The sequence below is a fragment of the Aeromonas sp. R7-4 genome (assembly GCF_040908055.1).
In the GTDB taxonomy this organism is placed as follows: Bacteria; Pseudomonadota; Gammaproteobacteria; order Enterobacterales; family Aeromonadaceae; genus Aeromonas; species Aeromonas sanarellii.
The window spans coordinates 1-16,137 of the sequence record NZ_JBFODA010000063.1 but is presented as its reverse complement, the minus strand read 5'-3'; the positions used below and the strand labels follow the sequence as shown (position 1 = coordinate 16,137).

The following is a 16,137-nucleotide window of genomic DNA, read 5'->3' as shown; positions in this document are numbered from 1 at the left end:
ACAGGAAGACATTATGGAGTCGGCTAAAAATTTCAACCTGATGCAGGCGCTCAAAGAGAACGGCATCTATGTGGTGCTGCTGGTATTGCTCATGATCATCGTGATCAAGGAGCCCTCCTTCCTCAGCCTCACTAACCTCAGCAACATCCTGACCCAGTCCTCGGTGCGGGTCATCATCGCCCTCGGGGTGGCGGGCATCATCATCACCCAGGGCACCGACCTGTCGGCCGGTCGCCAAGTCGGCCTGGCGGCGCTGATCGCGGCCACCATGCTGCAGGCCCTGACCAACGTCAACAAGGTATTCCCGACCCTGGGTGAAGTGCCCATCCCCGCAGTGATCCTGCTGGTGTGCGTGGTGGGGGCCCTGATCGGCCTGGTCAACGGCCTGATCGTGGCCTACCTGAACGTGACGCCCTTCATCACCACCCTGGGCACCATGATCATCGTCTACGGCATCAACTCGCTGTACTTCGACTCTGTGGGCGCCTCCCCGGTGGCAGGCTTCGATCCCCGCTTCTCCAACTTTGCCCAGGGGTTCATCCGGATTGGCGGGTTCAAGCTCTCCTACCTGACCTTCTATGCGGCCATCGCCAGCGTCTTCGTCTGGGTGCTGTGGAACAAGACCCGCTTCGGCAAGAACATCTTCGCCATCGGCGGCAACCCGGAGGCGGCCAAGGTGTCCGGCGTCAACGTCGCCGTCAACCTGGTGATCATCTACGCCCTGGCCGGTGTCTTCTATGCCTTCGGCGGCATGCTGGAAGCGGGCCGCATCGGCAGCGCCACCAACAACCTCGGCTTCATGTATGAACTCGACGCCATCGCGGCCTGCGTGGTGGGTGGGGTGTCGTTCGCCGGCGGTGTGGGCACTGTCGCCGGTGTGATCACCGGGGTGCTCATCTTCACGCTGATCAACTATGGTTTGACCTACATAGGGGTCAGCCCTTACTGGCAGTTCATCATCAAGGGCGGCATCATCATTCTGGCGGTCGCGCTGGACTCCATGAAGTACGCCAAGAAGAAGTAAGCATTGGCAGAGAGGGCTGGAGCAATTCCGGCCCTTTCTCTCTGGAGGGACCCATCCCATGCCATTCAAAGTCAAGATCAACGTCCTCCTGCTGCTCGCCATCCTGGCCACCATCGGCACCGCCTGGTTCAGCGTCAACCACTTCATCAGCGGGTACATCCGCACCCAGGCCACCCAGAACATCAACGAGCAGATAACCTTGGTCAGGGAGAAGCTGGCGGGGGACATCAACCAGAGGGTGTTGCTGGCCGCCAACCTCAATCTCGGGGTGACCAGCGTCAAGAAAGCCCTCCAGGAGACCGGCTTTCACAACATCGTCAAGATCATCGGCGACATGGCATTCGACGTGAACGGGGTGATCGACGACAAGGCCAGGGTCGAGGCCCTGCGCAAACAGATCCCCGCCGCCAACAACCAGATCACCGTCAGCCCGCTGGAGCAGCTGGACGGCAAGCCGGTGATCTCCATCCTGGTACCCCGTGGTGCCGATTCCGCCTACCTCTACTACCTCGACATGAGCGAGTTCAAGACGCTGCTGGAGAAGGTGAGTGGGGAGGGGCGCTATTTCTCCCTCACCGACAGCCAGGGCCGGGAGCTCTACAGCAGCAAGCCCAGGGGAGAGACGGAGAGCCGTCCCAACACGCTGGATATTCGGGGCAGCAGCTGGACCCTGACCGGCTATATCGATCTCGATTACATCCGGGCCATGACCCAGGCGCTCAACCGCAAGATCACCCTGGCCCTGCTCGGGGTCGCGGCCCTGGTGCTGGTGATCTCCATGGTGGCCCTCAACCTGGCCTATAGACCCATCCTCTCCCTGCGCGACCTGGTGCAGGAGCTGTCCCAGGGCAACGGCGATCTGACCCGCCGTCTCGCGGTGACCAGCAAGGACGATCTCGGCCAGATCTCGGCGGGCATCAACCGCTTCATCGAGCAGTTGCAGGAGATGATGGGGGAGGTGCGGCAGGCCAGTGGCCAGCTCAACGAGGGGATTTCGGATCTCGCCAGGCAGACGGGCTCGGCACAGGGGCTGCTGGCCGAGCATGTGCGGGAGACGGAGCAGGTGGTCACCGCCATCAACGAGATGAGCCGCACCGCCGTCTCGGTGTCGGAGAGTGCGGCCAGCACGGCCCAGCTCACCGGCCAGAGCCAGCAGCTGGCCAACCAGTCGCGTCAGGTGGTGGATCAGGCCATGGCCAGCGTGACCGCCCTGGTGACCGAGGTGGAAGCCACGGCACGTTCCATCGAGGCCATGCAGCAGGATGTGCAGCAGATCGGCTCCATCCTCGGGGTCATCGGCGGCATCGCGGAACAGACCAACCTGCTGGCCCTCAACGCCGCCATCGAGGCGGCCAGGGCCGGTGAACAGGGGCGTGGCTTCGCCGTAGTGGCGGACGAGGTGCGCTCCCTGGCAGGCCGTACCCAGAAGAGCACAGCCGAGATCCAGACCATGCTGACCCGGTTGCAGCGGGGCACCCAGACAGTGGTGACCGCCATGGGCAACACCCGGCAGAGCTGTCAGGATGCGGCGGAAAACACCAGCAAAGTGAATGCGTCGCTGGATCTGATGGCGGGGGAAGTGGTGGAGATCAACGATCTCATCAGCCATATCGCCACGGCGGCGGAGCAGCAGAGTGCCGTTGCCGAGGAGATCAACCGCAACATGAGCGCCATCGCCGAGGTGATCACCCAGCTCAAGGGCAATGGGGAGCGGACCGCGCACAGCTCGACCGCCATGCAGCACACCTATGACAGGCTGAGGGAGATAGTGGGGCACTTCCGGCTGGAATAAGGTCTGGTCGTGGACACCCTGGCCGACAGCGCCGTGGCCGGGGTGACCCACCAGCGGGCAGGAGTGAAAAATGCCCAAAAAAGATGGGGGCGACTCGCGTCGCCCCCGATAGTCTTATCGCTCAGATCCTTGAACGAAGTTGCTCCCTGCAATCCCTGACTATACCTCTTCCTTTAGGTTTCCCCTTCCCAATCCTTTGGGGTGTCCTTTAGCCATCATGGCCTGACGAGTCATCCTTTCCCGTCGCACTTTCTCCGTCCTGGGAGGTGTCCTTTACCACATCCTGTGGTGAGTCCATTTGCCCAACCCTGGCAGCCAGTCTTCCTGACCGACTTCATTGCGTCCGTGCAGGAGTAACTATAAGGATTTCGCGCAGGGCGACAACGGCATGTTGAAAAACGTTTTTTCTCAACTCGTTTCTCGCGAAATGATATAGACATTATTTTGTTATTAATCATTGTGTTGTCGGTGTTGCCTGCGGTTTTTTCACGCTTATCTTCCGACTATGGCGAGAATTTTTATGGCGTTTTACTCACTCATGTAATGGCGAATGTCTCACGGGGCGTTTACCTGGGGTTCAGAAATGTCGGCGCTACCGGTGTCGATCGCAGATGGGCGCGTGCGGGAGCCGACATCCAGGGGCGTGGTGTCGGCCAAATGGCAATTCCGGGGGAGTGAAGCGACGGATCTGGATGGGGGCGAGGGCGAACGAGGGAGGGGAATGGCATCACCCAAGAGGAGTGCATCCCCCCTTGGGTGAGAGGACGTGGGTGGGAGGATCAGTGGTGCTGGCTGCCGCCATACCATTGGCAAAGGTAGGCGGGCACCAGCATCTGGGGTGCCTGGTCGACATGGCATACCACCAGCGGCATGGCGGGGGCGCCCTGGGCGTGGACCAGGGCCGGGGCCATGGGCAGGACCAGGGCGACGAGCAGAAACAGCGACTTGATCTTCATGGTTATCTCCTTGGTGACAGAAAAGCGTGTGATCCCGATCACTTTCTGAGTTAAGGCGAACCACGGTTTGGTGCAAGGCGCTGCAATAAATTCAACTAATGAAAAAACTTTGAATCCCGGCTGCAATGGCGCTGATGAGAAAACCCCCGCCGGGATGCGTCCAAAATGCATATCCATATAAAAGACATGGCGTGAAAGCCGTGGGCGCGAAGCCTGCCGTGCGACCTGGCGCAAATGCCATGATCTGGAACAAAAGATGGATTATTCAACCGGAATGGCGAAAGTGACTATTTATGTGGTGAACTCAAGGGGAGTGAATGACGATAAATTCATGGAGAGATATAAAAAATTCAAAAACTGAAGTGGATTATTTTATCTTGCTGATTTTCAAATAATTTTAAAACAACAGCTATCTCTTTATGGATAATCAGAATGAATGAAAACGCTATCTTGCCGGGATTTTACGGGCGTTTTTTGCTTGTTTATGCCATGGCGACCCTGGGGCAAATATCGTTTATGTACACTCCGTCATAAATTAACTCCGGAATTTATGCAGTCTGAGTTGAATGTGATCAATGTCTAAGTTTGATGTGACCTCCAGTCCTAATCTCTGCGTCGAAAGGCAAGGGCAGGATAGAACATAAGCCGAATACCCTACATAAAGAATATCCCGCCTTAGCCACGAGCCAGAATAGAAGGAATCTATTCAATCACTCGCAGGGACCACTGCTAGACGGAATATAATCATGAGCAAATTTTATGTAGGTTCTGAAGTTGGCCAGTTGCGCCGCGTCATGTTGCACCGCCCCAACCTCAGTCTGAAGCGTCTGACCCCCTCCAACTGCCAGGATCTGCTGTTCGATGACGTCCTGTCCGTTGAGCGCGCCGGTCAGGAGCACGACAAATTCGCTCAGGTGCTGCGCGATCAGAATGTCGAAGTCTTCCTGCTGACCAACCTGCTGGCGGAAACCCTGGATGTACCGGAAGCCAAAACCTGGCTGCTGCAGCATCAGGTCTCCGACTATCGCCTCGGCACCGCGCTGGCCAACGACGTGCGCTGCTTCCTGGCCGACATGCCGCACCGCGAGCTGGCCCGCATCCTCTCCGGCGGCCTGACCTACTCCGAGATGCCCTACAGCGGCGTCAACATGGTGGTCGGCATGCACGCCCCAACCGATTTCATCATCGAGCCGCTGCCCAACCACCTCTTCACCCGCGACACCTCCTGCTGGGTCTACGGCGGCGTCTCCATCAACCCCATGGCCAAGGCCGCCCGTCGCCGCGAGACCAACCATGTGAAGGCCATCTACCGCTGGCACCCGCAGTTCGCCGGCCAGGACTTCATCAAGTACTTCGGTGACGAAGACCGCGACTACGACAACTCCACCATCGAGGGGGGCGACGTCCTGGTCATCGGCCGCGGCGCCGTGCTCATCGGCATGTCCGAGCGCACCACGCCGCAAGGGGTGGAACACCTGGCCCGCGGCCTGTTCAAGCACGGCCAGGCCAAGCAGGTCATCGCCATGCAGTTGCCGAAACACCGCAGCTGCATGCACCTCGACACCGTCATGACCCACATGGACATAGACACCTTCTCCGTCTATCCGGAAGTCATCCGCAAGGACGTGAACTGCTGGAGCCTGACCCCGGGTGGCGCCACCGGCATGAACATCAAGGAGGAGGGTTACTTCGTCACCGCCATCGAGAAGGCGCTGGGGGTGGATCAGCTCAAGCTCATCACCACGGGCGGCGACAGCTTCGAGGCCGAGCGCGAGCAGTGGAACGACGCCAACAACGTGCTGACCGTGCGCCCCGGCGTGGTGGTGGGTTACGAGCGCAACACCTACACCAACGAGAAGTACGACAAGGCCGGCATCACTGTGCTGCCCATCCCGGGTGAAGAGCTGGGACGTGGTCGCGGCGGCGCCCGCTGCATGAGCTGCCCGATGGAACGTGACGGCATCTGACAAGACGGCGTGGCGCCGGCAGAGGCTGGCGCCACACTCACCAAGACTCGAGAGTAACACCATGAAAAAACCAACTGTCGTCGTCGCCCTGGGTGGCAATGCCCTGCTCCGTCGTGGCGAGCCCCTCGAAGCTGACATCCAGCGCAAGAACATCGCCACCGCCGCCAAGACCATCGCCCTGATCGCCCAGGAGTACAACGTGGTGCTGGTGCATGGCAACGGTCCGCAAGTCGGCCTGCTGGCCCTGCAGAACAGCGCCTACACCAAGGTCTCCCCCTATCCCCTGGATGTGCTGGGCGCCGAGTCCCAGGGCATGATCGGCTACATGCTGATCCAGGAGCTGAAGAACCTGATGCCGAGCCGCAACGTCACCGCGCTGCTGACCCAGGTGCAGGTCGACCCCGAGGATCCGGCGTTCGCCAACCCGACCAAGTTTATCGGCCCGGTTTATGAAGAAGTGGAGGCCCGTGCCCTGGCTGCAGAGAAGCACTGGTCGGTCAAGGCCGACGGCAAGTTCTTCCGCCGCGTGGTGCCGTCCCCGCTGCCTCAGCGCATCGTCGAAGGTGACGCCATCGAAACCCTGATCGCCCAGGGCCACCTCATCATCTGTACCGGTGGTGGCGGCATCCCGGTGACCTGGGATGGCCAAAGCCTGACCGGTATCGAGGCCGTCATCGACAAGGACATGTCTGCCGCCTACCTGGCCAAGCAGATCAAGGCCGACGCCCTGCTGATCCTGACCGACGCCGATGCCGTCTACCTGGATTGGGGCAAGCCGACCCAGCGTCCGCTGCGGGTCACCAGCCCGGACGAGCTGGCCGGGGTCAAGTTCGATGCAGGCTCCATGGGACCCAAGGTCGAGGCCTCCTGCGAATTCGTCAAGGCGACCGGCGGCATGGTCGGGATCGGTTCCCTGGAAGATGGTCTGGCCATCCTCAGGGGCGAAGCCGGCACCAATATCGTTGCCACCAATACCGTCAATGCCTGAGCCAATGCTCTGGCCTGAACAACTGCGTAGTTAACAACACTGCCCAAATTGGTCTGAACAAATAATAGAGAGAACTCATCATGGCTTTTAATCTGCGTAACCGTAACTTCCTGAAACTGCTGGACTTCACCCCGCGCGAAATCCAATACATGATCGATCTGGCCATCGACCTGAAGAAGGCCAAATACGGTGGCTATGAGCGCAAGCATCTGGTCGGCAAGAACATCGCCCTGATCTTCGAGAAGACCTCCACCCGCACCCGCTGTGCGTTCGAAGTAGCGGCCTTCGACCAGGGCGCCCAGGTCTCCTACCTCGGCCCGAGCGGTTCCCAGATCGGCCACAAGGAGTCCATGAAGGACACCGCCCGCGTACTGGGCCGCATGTATGACGGTATCGAGTACCGTGGCTACGGCCAGGAGATCGTGGAAGAGCTGGGTGCCTACGCCGGTGTCCCGGTCTGGAACGGCCTGACCAACGAATTCCACCCGACCCAGATCCTGGCCGACTTCATGACCATGCTGGAGCACGGCAAGGGCAAGCGTCTGGATCAAATCAAGTTCGCCTACCTGGGTGATGCCCGCAACAACATGGGCAACTCCCTGATGGTCGGTGCCGCCAAGATGGGCATGGACATCCGCCTGGTTGCCCCCAAGGCCTTCTGGCCGGAAGAGGAGCTGGTCGCCAAGTGCCGCCTGATCGCCGAAGAGACCGGCGCACGCATCACCCTGACCGAAGATGTCAAAGAGGGTGTGCTGGGTACCGACTTCCTCTACACAGACGTCTGGGTCTCCATGGGTGAGGCGAAAGAGGCCTGGGATCAGCGCGTGAAACTGATGACTCCGTATCAGGTCAACATGGACGTCATCAACGCCACCAAGAATCCGGATGTGAAGTTCATGCACTGCCTGCCGGCCTTCCACAACGACGAGACCACCATGGGCAAGGAAGTGGCCGACAAATATGGCATGAAGGGCCTGGAAGTGACCGAGGACGTGTTCGAATCCGAGCACAGCATCGTATTCGACGAGGCCGAAAACCGGATGCATACCATCAAGGCAGTGATGGTTGCTACGCTGGGCGACTGAGGTCGCAGTAGTGGTGCCGGGGGGTGACCCCCGGCTTTTCGACCATGTGACAGCGGAACAACACCTCTAACCCTACGACCCGCAGCCTGCATGGATACCACACCCACAGAAGGAAGCTGGACCATGACCAAATTCAAGTTCCCGTCAGCCTACACCATATTGTTTGTGCTGATCGCCCTGGTGGCCGCCCTGAGCTGGATAGTGCCCGCCGGCAAATATGAAATGACCATGAACGAGGCCCTCGGCAAGGAAGTGCCGGTGGCAGGTACCTACAAGCTGGTGGATGCCAATCCCCAGGGGATCGTCGACGTGCTGCTGGCCCCCATCGACGGCCTCTACAACCACGACACCTATGAGGCGGGCGCCATCGACGTCTCCCTCTTCATCCTGATCATCGGCGGCTTCCTTGGCATAGTGACCAAGACAGGGGCCATCGATGCCGGGATCGAGCGCGTCACCGACCGCCTGCGCGGCCGCGAGGAGTGGATGATCCCGATCCTGATGGCGCTGTTTGCCGCGGGTGGCACCATCTACGGCATGGCGGAAGAGTCGCTGCCGTTCTACACCCTGCTGGTGCCGGTGATGATGGCCGCCCGCTTCGACCCTGTGGTCGCCGCCGCAACCGTATTGCTGGGGGCCGGCATCGGTACCCTGGGTTCCACCATCAACCCCTTTGCTACCGTTATCGCCGCCAACGCGGCCGGTATCTCCTTCACCGACGGTATCTGGTTGCGTGTCGCCATGCTGGGGGCCGGCTGGCTGCTGTGCGTGGCCTACGTGATGCGTTACGCCAAGATGGTGCGCAACGACCCCAGCAAGTCCCTGGTGGCCGACAAGTGGGATGAGAACCGTGCCCACTTCCTCGGCAACAAGAGCGACCAGATGCTGGAGTTCACCCTGACCCGCAAGATCGTGCTGGGTATCTTCGTCGCCGCCTTCGCCGTGATGATCTACGGGGTGGCCGTGCTGGGCTGGTGGATGGCGCAGATCTCCGGCGTCTTCCTGGCCGCCGCCATCATAGTGGGCGTCATCTCCCGCATGAGCGAGGAGGAGCTGACCTCCAACTTCATCGACGGTGCCCGCGATCTGCTCGGCGTGGCCCTCATCATCGGTATCGCCCGCGGTATAGTCGTGGTGATGGACAACGGCATGATCACCCACACCATCTTGCACAGCGCGGAAGGCATAGTGACCGGCCTCTCCACCGTGGTGTTCATCAACGTAATGTTCGCGCTGGAAGTGGTGCTCTCCTTCCTGGTGCCCTCCTCCTCCGGTCTGGCCGTGCTGACCATGCCGATCATGGCGCCACTGGCCGACTTCGCCAACGTGGGCCGCGAGCTGGTGGTCACCGCCTACCAGTCCGCCTCCGGGCTGGTGAACCTGGTGACCCCGACCTCCGCCGTGGTCATGGGGGGCCTGGCCATCGCCAAGGTGCCCTATGTGCGCTACCTGAAGTGGGTGGCCCCGCTGCTCGGCCTGCTGACCGTGCTGATCGTGGCCTGCCTGAGTCTTGGCGCCATGCTGGCCTGACGAAGAGATCGACACCGCACACGGGAGCCAGTGGCTCCCGTTTTTTTTTATAGTGGGGGGCTGATCCCCGGCGAACCGCAGGCAACAAAAAGGCGACCCAAGGGTCGCCTCGCTGCGTCGAAGGGAGGTGCTAGCGCGCCTGCTCCAGGGTGCGCACCACGGCGGCGTGGGCCTGGCGGGTGCGGCTGATGTGGCGCGGGGCGATCAGCACCACGTCGTTGCCGGCCACCGCCCCCAGGATCTCCGGATCGGCGTGGCGATCCAGCAGGCGGGCGACCACGGTGGCGGCCCCCGGGGTGGTGTGCACCAGCACCATCTGCTGGTTGTGGACCACGGCGCGCACCATGTCATGTACCGAACGGGTGCTACCGGCGGGCTCCAGCTGCTCGTCCACCAGGGTGTAGACCTTCTTGCCGTTGGCGTTCTGGGCTTTGGCCACGCCTAGGCGGCGCAGCAGGCGGGAGATGGTGGACTGGCTGATGTCGGCGAAGCCGCGCTCCGACAGCTCGCGGCGGATCTCTTCCTGGGTGCTGTAGCAGTGCTGGCCGATGATCTGGCGGCAGGCATCCAGCTGAGCCTGGTCGGACTCTGGTTCCTGGGGGCGAGTGAGGGTCTTGACCATGGCGACTTTCCTTTGATGATGACCGATGGCTATCCTCGCTCAGTCTGTCATTCCGGTTTTTCATAGCAAAAAACACTGATGACGAGCGTTCAAGCAGGTGATGAGCAATGCCTAGCCGTTCTGAGATGGCAAATTATAACCAAAGGGGGAATAAGTGATGTGACAGGGTTCAAAAATGGGCCCGATGGGGCCCACATGGATATCTGTTGCAGGCGAGAAATCAGTAGCGCTCGCTGACGATCTCCTGGGTGAAGGACTTCTCGCAGTACTTGCACTTCATGCGCACCGCACCTTTCACCTCTCGCACCCGGAAGTAGCTGTCCACCGGCTCGTTGTGGGAGATGCAGTTGGAGTTGGGGCAGTGGAACACCCCGGCGATGAACTCCGGCAGCGCCAGCTGGTGCTTCTTCACCACCACGAAGTCTTCGATGATGTTGACGGTGGCCTTGGGGGCGAACAGCGCCAGCTGGTTGGCCTGCTGTTCGGTCAATCGGGTGTTCTCGATCTTGATGAGATCCTTCTTGCCCAGGGCGCCGGATTTCAGGTTGAAGCCGACGGTGATCCGCTCCTGGGTCTCGATCAGCTGGAACAGCTTGAGGATCTTGATACCCTGGCCGGCGGGGACGTGGTCGATGACGGAGCCGTGACGGATGGCTTCGACTTGCAGTTGGTTCTTCTCGGACATGATGTTCCCCTTTCCCTTAGACGGTTTCGTTCAGTACCAGTGCCAGCAGTGCCTGGCGCGCATAGACCCCGTTCTCCGCCTGCTGGAAGTAGTAGGCGTGGGGGGTCTTGTCGACGGCCACGTCGATCTCGTCGACCCGGGGCAGGGGATGCAGGATCTTCATGGTCGGCTTGGCCCCTTCCAGGGTGGCCAGTTCCAGCACGAACTTGGCGGCCATGTGCTTGTACTCGGTCTCGTCGAAGCGCTCCTTCTGGACGCGGGTCATGTAGAGGATGTCGAGCTCCGGCATCACCTCTTCCATGGTCTCGTGCACGCTGAACTGGATGCCCTTCTCCTCCAGCTCCTCGCACAGGTAGTCCGGCATGGCCAGCGCCTCGGGGGAGATGAAGAAGAAGCGGCAGTTGAACAGGCTCAGGGCCTGGGCCAGGGAGTGGACGGTGCGGCCGTATTTCAGGTCGCCGACGAAGGCGACGTTGAGGCCGTCCAGGCGCCCTTGCGTCTCGTGGATGGAGAAGAGATCGAGCAGGGTCTGGGTCGGATGCTGGTTGGAACCGTCACCGCCGTTGATGACCGGCACCCGGGAGAACTCGGAGGCGAGGCGGGCGGCGCCCTCCTTCGGGTGGCGCATCACCACCGCATCGGAGTAGGAGCCGATGATCTTGATGGAGTCGGCCAGGGTCTCGCCCTTCTTGGCGCTGGTGTTGCCGCCGTCGGCGAAGCCGATGATGTTGCCGCCCAGGCGCTGGACGGCAGTTTCGAACGACAGTCGGGTACGGGTGGAGGCCTCGAAGAAGCAGCTGGCGACCAGCTTGTCTTTCAGCAGGCGGCTGTCGGGTTCGGCCTTCAACCGCTGTGCGGTGGCGACCACCAGTTCCATGTCGGACCGGGTCAGATCCGAGATGGAGATGACGTGTTTGTTATAGAGTGGATTGGTCATCGTCTGCATTCCCTTTGACATCAATGAAGGTTTTTCCGGCACAAAAAAAAGCCCCTGAAACAGGGGCTCTTTTTAAAAACAACTGGGGATCTGTGGGGCGGGAACCGGAAACAACGGGGCCGCTCTGGTGCGCTCCACCCGTCTGCAAGGCTGCTTTTTTCATCAAAAACGGCATCGTCCTGTCCCGACCTTTTTTCAAACCGGACAGATTATAGGGCCGCTTTTTGAATTGTCAAAAATTTATTTGATAGGCAGGATTGGCCTGGAAAAACGTTTAAGTGTCGCGAACGGGCCGGCAAATCCACAACTCGTGTTCATCTCGCAGCGGCGCGCCGTCTTCGGCCATGCTGCGCAGGTAGCCGAGTCTGTGGTGTCCCTCCAGCAGGCAGTATGGGCGGGGCAGGGGCTGGCCGTCGGGGTAGCAGGCATCGGGCTTGGGTTCCAGCACTATGATGGGTTCGGACCAGGTGCCGAGACTCAGCATCTTCTCCCCGAGCCAGGAGCGGCGCACGTAGCGATTGTGGCGCAGCATCTCGCCCCAGCGGTCGATCACCTCCATATGGCGGGAGTCGATGTTGGCGACAATCTGCGCCGTGGGCCAGCGTTCCCGCTCGAAGCGGTGGCTGGCGAGGTCGATAAAGCTCCAGTTGGATTCAAAACCGCGCCAGTGGCGGTAAATCCACTGGGCAAGCACGTTCGGGGGAATGAAGGGCACCAGGGGATAGACCCGCTCGAGGTAGTCAGCCAGTGACTCGGTTTTGCGCTCATCCCGGAAGTTGAGCGGTGCAAGTTGTTGCAGCAGTCGGTAATTGAGCATGGGCGGCCTCCCTGTACCTGATTTCACCCTACCCCCATTTGTGTCCCATTCCTACCCCGTTGGGGCTGCAAATACAGCAGCTTACCCCTGCTCCTTGCAAGAATGACGGGGATTTGCTCGCCATTTGTTCGATCGCATCGAAAGTGAGAAAAAAAGCCTTTACCTTTGAACCCCGCTTTGTATACTACGCCTCGTTTGTTGCAGGGGCGTAGTTCCAATTGGTAGAACAGCGGTCTCCAAAACCGATGGTTGCGGGTTCGAGTCCTGCCGCCCCTGCCATTTTTCAGAAAGGCCAGCTCATTGAGCTGGCCTTTCGCATTTCCGGCGTTTGCCGCCTCCGTTAGCCTCTTTTTCCCCTCTTCGCCGCTGCCATTTCTGCCAATGGAGGCCGCTTTTCCCCTGTGCTACACCTTGCTTCCTGCCAGATGGCGCCCTCAGGCGCATCGCATCCGGCGGGCCCAAGGCGCTTCAACAAGGAGAGAGCGATGAACAAGGCAGTGGATACGCGTCACGCCCATGCCCATGCCGGTGGCTGGGTCCCCCGAGATCAGGCCCATGTGGCACGCTGGGTGCAGCGGCTGCGTCAGGCGGTCACCCGCCAGCCGCGCCCGCTGGTGGCACCAATCGCCGGGCTGAAGGCGCTGGTGGAGCAGGATCCTGTCCTGCATCTGCAGGCCAGGGGATGTTTGACGAGGCGTGGCAGCACGAGCAGAGCACGCCGCTCGGCCAGATCGAGGTGCGCAGCTTCGACGAGTTCCTGCTGTTGCTCAACGGCATCATGACCACGGCCCCGGAGGCCTATCAGGATGTGAAAACCCAGGAGCCCGCCGGGCTGATCGGATTTCCCATCAATGCCCTGCTCAACTGGCCCATGGCGACGGTCGCCGGCTACGACTTCTTCGCCAATGCGCTGGTGAACCAGCAACTGCGCAAGATCCTCGGCTACTGGGCCGACTTCCTGCAAAGCCCCGCGTCCCGCTATGTGCTGACCGAGTCGGTGAGCCCCCTGGATCGCCAGACCCTGATCGTCCCCTGGCTCGGCGAGGTGGCGAAGGAGGAGATGGTCCGGGTGGCGCAGGGGGCGCTCGGGGCCGGCGACAACCCCACCCCAGACCGCTTCGAGGAGATCTTCCACACCGTGCCGGGAGAGCAGTACGAGGGCTTTGCCAGCTGGGACGACTTCTTCACCCGCCGTTTCTGCCCCGGCGTGCGGCCGGTGACGGCCCCGGATGATGACCGCGTGATCGCCAATGCCTGCGAATCGGCCCCGCTGCAGGTGGTCAGAGGGGTACGGCGGCAGGATGCCTTCTGGCTCAAGGGGCAGCCCTATTCCCTGGACAACCTGCTGGACTTCGACCCGCGCGCCGCCGCGTTCGAGGGGGGCACTCTCTATCAGGCCTTCCTCAGCGCCCTCAGCTATCACCGCTGGCACAGCCCGGTGAGCGGCACGGTGCGCTCGGTCAAGGTGGTCAACGGCAGCTACTACCTGGCCAACCGCCATCAGGGTTTCGACAACCCGGAGGGGCCCGACCCGAGCGCCCCGAACCAGTCCCAGCCCTTCCTCACCGCGGTGGCGACCCGGGCACTCATCTTCATCGAGGCGGACAACCCCAAGATCGGCCTGATGTGCGTGGTGCCGGTGGGCATGGCGGAGGTGTCGAGCTGCGAGGTGACGGTGCAGCCGGGGCAGCGGATCGCGAAGGGGGAGCAGCTCGGCATGTTCCACTTCGGCGGCTCCACCCACTGCCTGCTGTTCCGCCCCGGGGTCGAGCTGGCGTTCGACTTCTACGGCCAGCAGCCGGGGCTGGAGGCGACCAACCTGAGGATCAACACGGCGCTGGCGCGGGTCGGATAACCCCGCCTCCGATAGCACGAGGCCGCCTTCGGGCGGCCTTGTTGCATTCAGGCCTGCTGCCGGAGAAGCAGATCCAGGTAGGCACCTTCTATCAGTTGGGAGGGCTCTACCTCAAGCTGCGCCATGATGTCGTTGGCTTCCTGCATCCCCGCCTCAAGCGGTTCGTCCTCCTCCAGCACCACCTCCAGTTCGAGGAAGTGGCCAAGCCCCTGCACCTGATCGAGGTGGATCCGGGTTCTGCCGACCAGCAACAGGGTGCGCTTCTTCTGCACCCTGCCGATCTGGCCCCAGGCCAGGCTGAGGGTCTCCCGCAGGCGATCTGGCTCATGTGTCGGGGTCAGCTGATAGGTAACGGTTCACCCAGACCAGTTGACAGGTAAAAAATGAGACGATCGTCCGGTGATCCACTATTGCCTCTTGCGTGATCCTGTCAGCTTGGCACCATCAGGGGCATGAGCACATCCATGACCCCACCGGCCGCTTCGCCGCTGACCCTTGAGCAGGCTAATGAACTTATTCAGAAGCTGATGGCGCGCATCGCCGAGCTAGAAGACCGACTCAACCAGCACAGCGGCAATTCCTCCAAGCCTCCTTCCAGTGATGGGCCAGGCTCACCACCACCTGCTCGGCCGCGCCTTGCCTCAGGTAAAAAACGCGGCGCCCAACCGGGCCACAAAGGCGCTCGGCGTGAGCGTCATCCAGCGGATGAACGGCTGACGGTAATACCCCATTACCCTGCCAGACAGTGCGCCTGCTGTGGGGGCAATGTGGTATTTCATGACAAACCCTACCGCGTCCATCAGGTCTTTGACCTGCCCGAGGTCAGCTACAGGGTGACCGAACATCAGCTCTTTAGCGGCACCTGTTGTCATTGCATCGAGACCAGCCCGGCTCCGTTGCCCGAGACGGTGAGCAGCAGCCAGATGGGGACCAACCTGCTGAGCTACATCGCCCTGCAAAGTGGTCTGTTTCACCAGAGCATTAGCCAGATACAACAACAGCTTAAACAGCACTTCGGCCTGAGCTTCAGTCGCGGCGCCATCAGCGAGGCGCAAGGGCGAGTCAGTGCCATGTTGACCCCGACGCACCAGGCCATCAAACAACAAGTGCAATCAGCCTCCTGTATCCATGCCGATGAAACACGGCATCAGCGTGGTGGTGAGCGGCGCTGGATGTGGCTGGCACTGAGCAAGGTGGCCGTCTGTTTCATGACGGCGTTTGGCCGGGGTCAGGATGCGGCCAAACGGCTGCTGGGCTCAGAATTGGATGGCGTGTTGGTGACAGACCAGTACGCAGGATACCGTTTCATCGACAGCAGCCAGCGTCAGCTGTGCTGGGCCCATGTACTGCGCAATGTGGCAGCGATTGCCGACAGCGGCGAAAAGGTCAATCAGCCCATTGGGGCCCGACTGGTGCTTCTCGCAAATAGCGTATTCAGGGTTCGACATGGCTATGAACAAGGCGTGTTGAGCCAGAAACAATATCAGCGAAGGCTTGAGCGATGTCGGCAAAGCTGGCGAAAAGAGCTGGGGCGAGGCAGTTTGCTGTGCAGCAAGCGCTACCGAGGTCGCTGTCGGCTACTGCTCAAGGATGATGAAATGCTGTGGCGTTTTCTGGAAAACGACGAGATAGCCTTGACCAATAATGAGGCGGAACGGGCGCTACGCGGGTATGTGCTGTGGCGCAAGGGGAGCTATGGCGTTTGGTCACATCGGGGAGAGCTGTTTCGGCAGCGCATCTTGTCTTTGATAGAGACAGCCAAGCGGTTAGGTCGCTGTCCGCAGGAATGGCTGAGGGCCGTGGTCGGTGCCTGCATAGAGAAAACAGACTACCCGCTCCCGGAAGAGTTGTTGTCAACATCCTCCCGGTGAACGGTTAC

General features: G+C 60.8%; 13 protein-coding genes, 1 tRNA gene and 2 pseudogenes. 9 read left to right on the top strand and 7 right to left on the bottom strand.

All coding sequences use genetic code 11. The annotated features are described in order from the left end of the window. Positions 1–13: 13 nt before the first annotated feature. On the top strand, positions 14–1,024 hold the full coding sequence (gene mglC, locus AB5Y72_RS16970; protein ID WP_042078760.1) for a galactose/methyl galactoside ABC transporter permease MglC: 1,011 nt from the start codon (positions 14–16) through the stop codon (positions 1,022–1,024). Between the two features lie 58 nt (positions 1,025–1,082). After that, positions 1,083–2,816 (top strand): methyl-accepting chemotaxis protein, encoded by a 1,734-nt coding sequence (locus tag AB5Y72_RS16965; RefSeq protein WP_325782791.1) that lies wholly within the window; start codon positions 1,083–1,085, stop codon positions 2,814–2,816. Between the two features lie 779 nt (positions 2,817–3,595). Here the strand turns inward: AB5Y72_RS16965 and AB5Y72_RS16960 are convergent. Then, on the bottom strand, positions 3,596–3,772 hold the full coding sequence (locus AB5Y72_RS16960) for a hypothetical protein (RefSeq protein WP_152551730.1): 177 nt from the start codon (positions 3,770–3,772) through the stop codon (positions 3,596–3,598). 746 nt (positions 3,773–4,518) lie between these two features. On the opposite strand from AB5Y72_RS16960, the gene arcA reads away from it, so the two are divergent. The 4 genes from arcA (at position 4,519) to AB5Y72_RS16940 (ending at position 9,342) form a co-directional block, all read left to right on the top strand. Continuing rightward, positions 4,519–5,739 carry an arginine deiminase gene (arcA, locus tag AB5Y72_RS16955; protein WP_042078763.1) on the top strand — a complete coding sequence of 407 codons (1,221 nt, stop codon included), beginning with the start codon at positions 4,519–4,521 and terminating at the stop codon, positions 5,737–5,739. Between the two features lie 61 nt (positions 5,740–5,800). Next, a complete protein-coding gene (gene arcC, locus AB5Y72_RS16950; RefSeq protein WP_209794301.1) occupies positions 5,801–6,727 on the top strand; it encodes a carbamate kinase in 927 nt (308 codons plus the stop codon). Positions 6,728–6,807: 80 nt separating this feature from the next. Continuing rightward, positions 6,808–7,812, top strand: coding sequence for an ornithine carbamoyltransferase (gene argF, locus AB5Y72_RS16945; protein ID WP_033114793.1), 1,005 nt, complete (start codon positions 6,808–6,810; stop codon positions 7,810–7,812). Between the two features lie 123 nt (positions 7,813–7,935). Next, the gene (locus tag AB5Y72_RS16940) at positions 7,936–9,342 is read left to right on the top strand and encodes a YfcC family protein (protein ID WP_325782792.1); all 1,407 of its coding nucleotides are present in this window, start codon (positions 7,936–7,938) and stop codon (positions 9,340–9,342) included. Between the two features lie 130 nt (positions 9,343–9,472). On the opposite strand, the gene AB5Y72_RS16935 is transcribed toward AB5Y72_RS16940, so the two are convergent. The 5 genes from AB5Y72_RS16935 to AB5Y72_RS16915 all read right to left on the bottom strand — a co-directional run bounded on the left by AB5Y72_RS16935 (position 9,473) and on the right by AB5Y72_RS16915 (position 12,403). Continuing rightward, positions 9,473–9,964, bottom strand: coding sequence for an arginine repressor (locus tag AB5Y72_RS16935; RefSeq protein WP_042078766.1), 492 nt, complete (start codon positions 9,962–9,964; stop codon positions 9,473–9,475). A gap of 220 nt (positions 9,965–10,184) precedes the next feature. Next, positions 10,185–10,649 carry an aspartate carbamoyltransferase regulatory subunit gene (pyrI, locus tag AB5Y72_RS16930; RefSeq protein ID WP_042078768.1) on the bottom strand — a complete coding sequence of 155 codons (465 nt, stop codon included), beginning with the start codon at positions 10,647–10,649 and terminating at the stop codon, positions 10,185–10,187. A 16-nt stretch (positions 10,650–10,665) separates the two neighbouring features. Further along, positions 10,666–11,586, bottom strand: a complete 921-nt coding sequence (pyrB, locus tag AB5Y72_RS16925; protein WP_042078770.1) for an aspartate carbamoyltransferase — start codon at positions 11,584–11,586, stop codon at positions 10,666–10,668. Beyond that, positions 11,567–11,761, bottom strand: coding sequence for a hypothetical protein (locus AB5Y72_RS16920; protein ID WP_216991476.1), 195 nt, complete (start codon positions 11,759–11,761; stop codon positions 11,567–11,569). Before AB5Y72_RS16920 ends, pyrB begins: the two co-directional genes overlap by 20 nt. 99 nt (positions 11,762–11,860) lie before the next feature. Next, a complete protein-coding gene (locus AB5Y72_RS16915; protein ID WP_325782795.1) occupies positions 11,861–12,403 on the bottom strand; it encodes a hypothetical protein in 543 nt (180 codons plus the stop codon). Positions 12,404–12,605: 202 nt separating this feature from the next. On the opposite strand from AB5Y72_RS16915, the gene AB5Y72_RS16910 reads away from it, so the two are divergent. Next, a tRNA-Trp gene (locus tag AB5Y72_RS16910) sits at positions 12,606–12,682 on the top strand. A 206-nt stretch (positions 12,683–12,888) separates the two neighbouring features. Beyond that, a pseudogene (locus AB5Y72_RS16905) lies at positions 12,889–14,258 on the top strand (phosphatidylserine decarboxylase family protein). Positions 14,259–14,305: 47 nt separating this feature from the next. Here AB5Y72_RS16905 and AB5Y72_RS16900 read toward each other — a convergent pair. Further along, positions 14,306–14,605: pseudogene (locus AB5Y72_RS16900) on the bottom strand (CYTH domain-containing protein); the annotation flags it as partial. Between the two features lie 105 nt (positions 14,606–14,710). On the opposite strand from AB5Y72_RS16900, the gene AB5Y72_RS16895 reads away from it, so the two are divergent. Beyond that, a complete protein-coding gene (locus AB5Y72_RS16895; protein ID WP_201972752.1) occupies positions 14,711–16,129 on the top strand; it encodes an IS66-like element ISUnCu16 family transposase in 1,419 nt (472 codons plus the stop codon). Positions 16,130–16,137 lie beyond the last annotated feature (8 nt).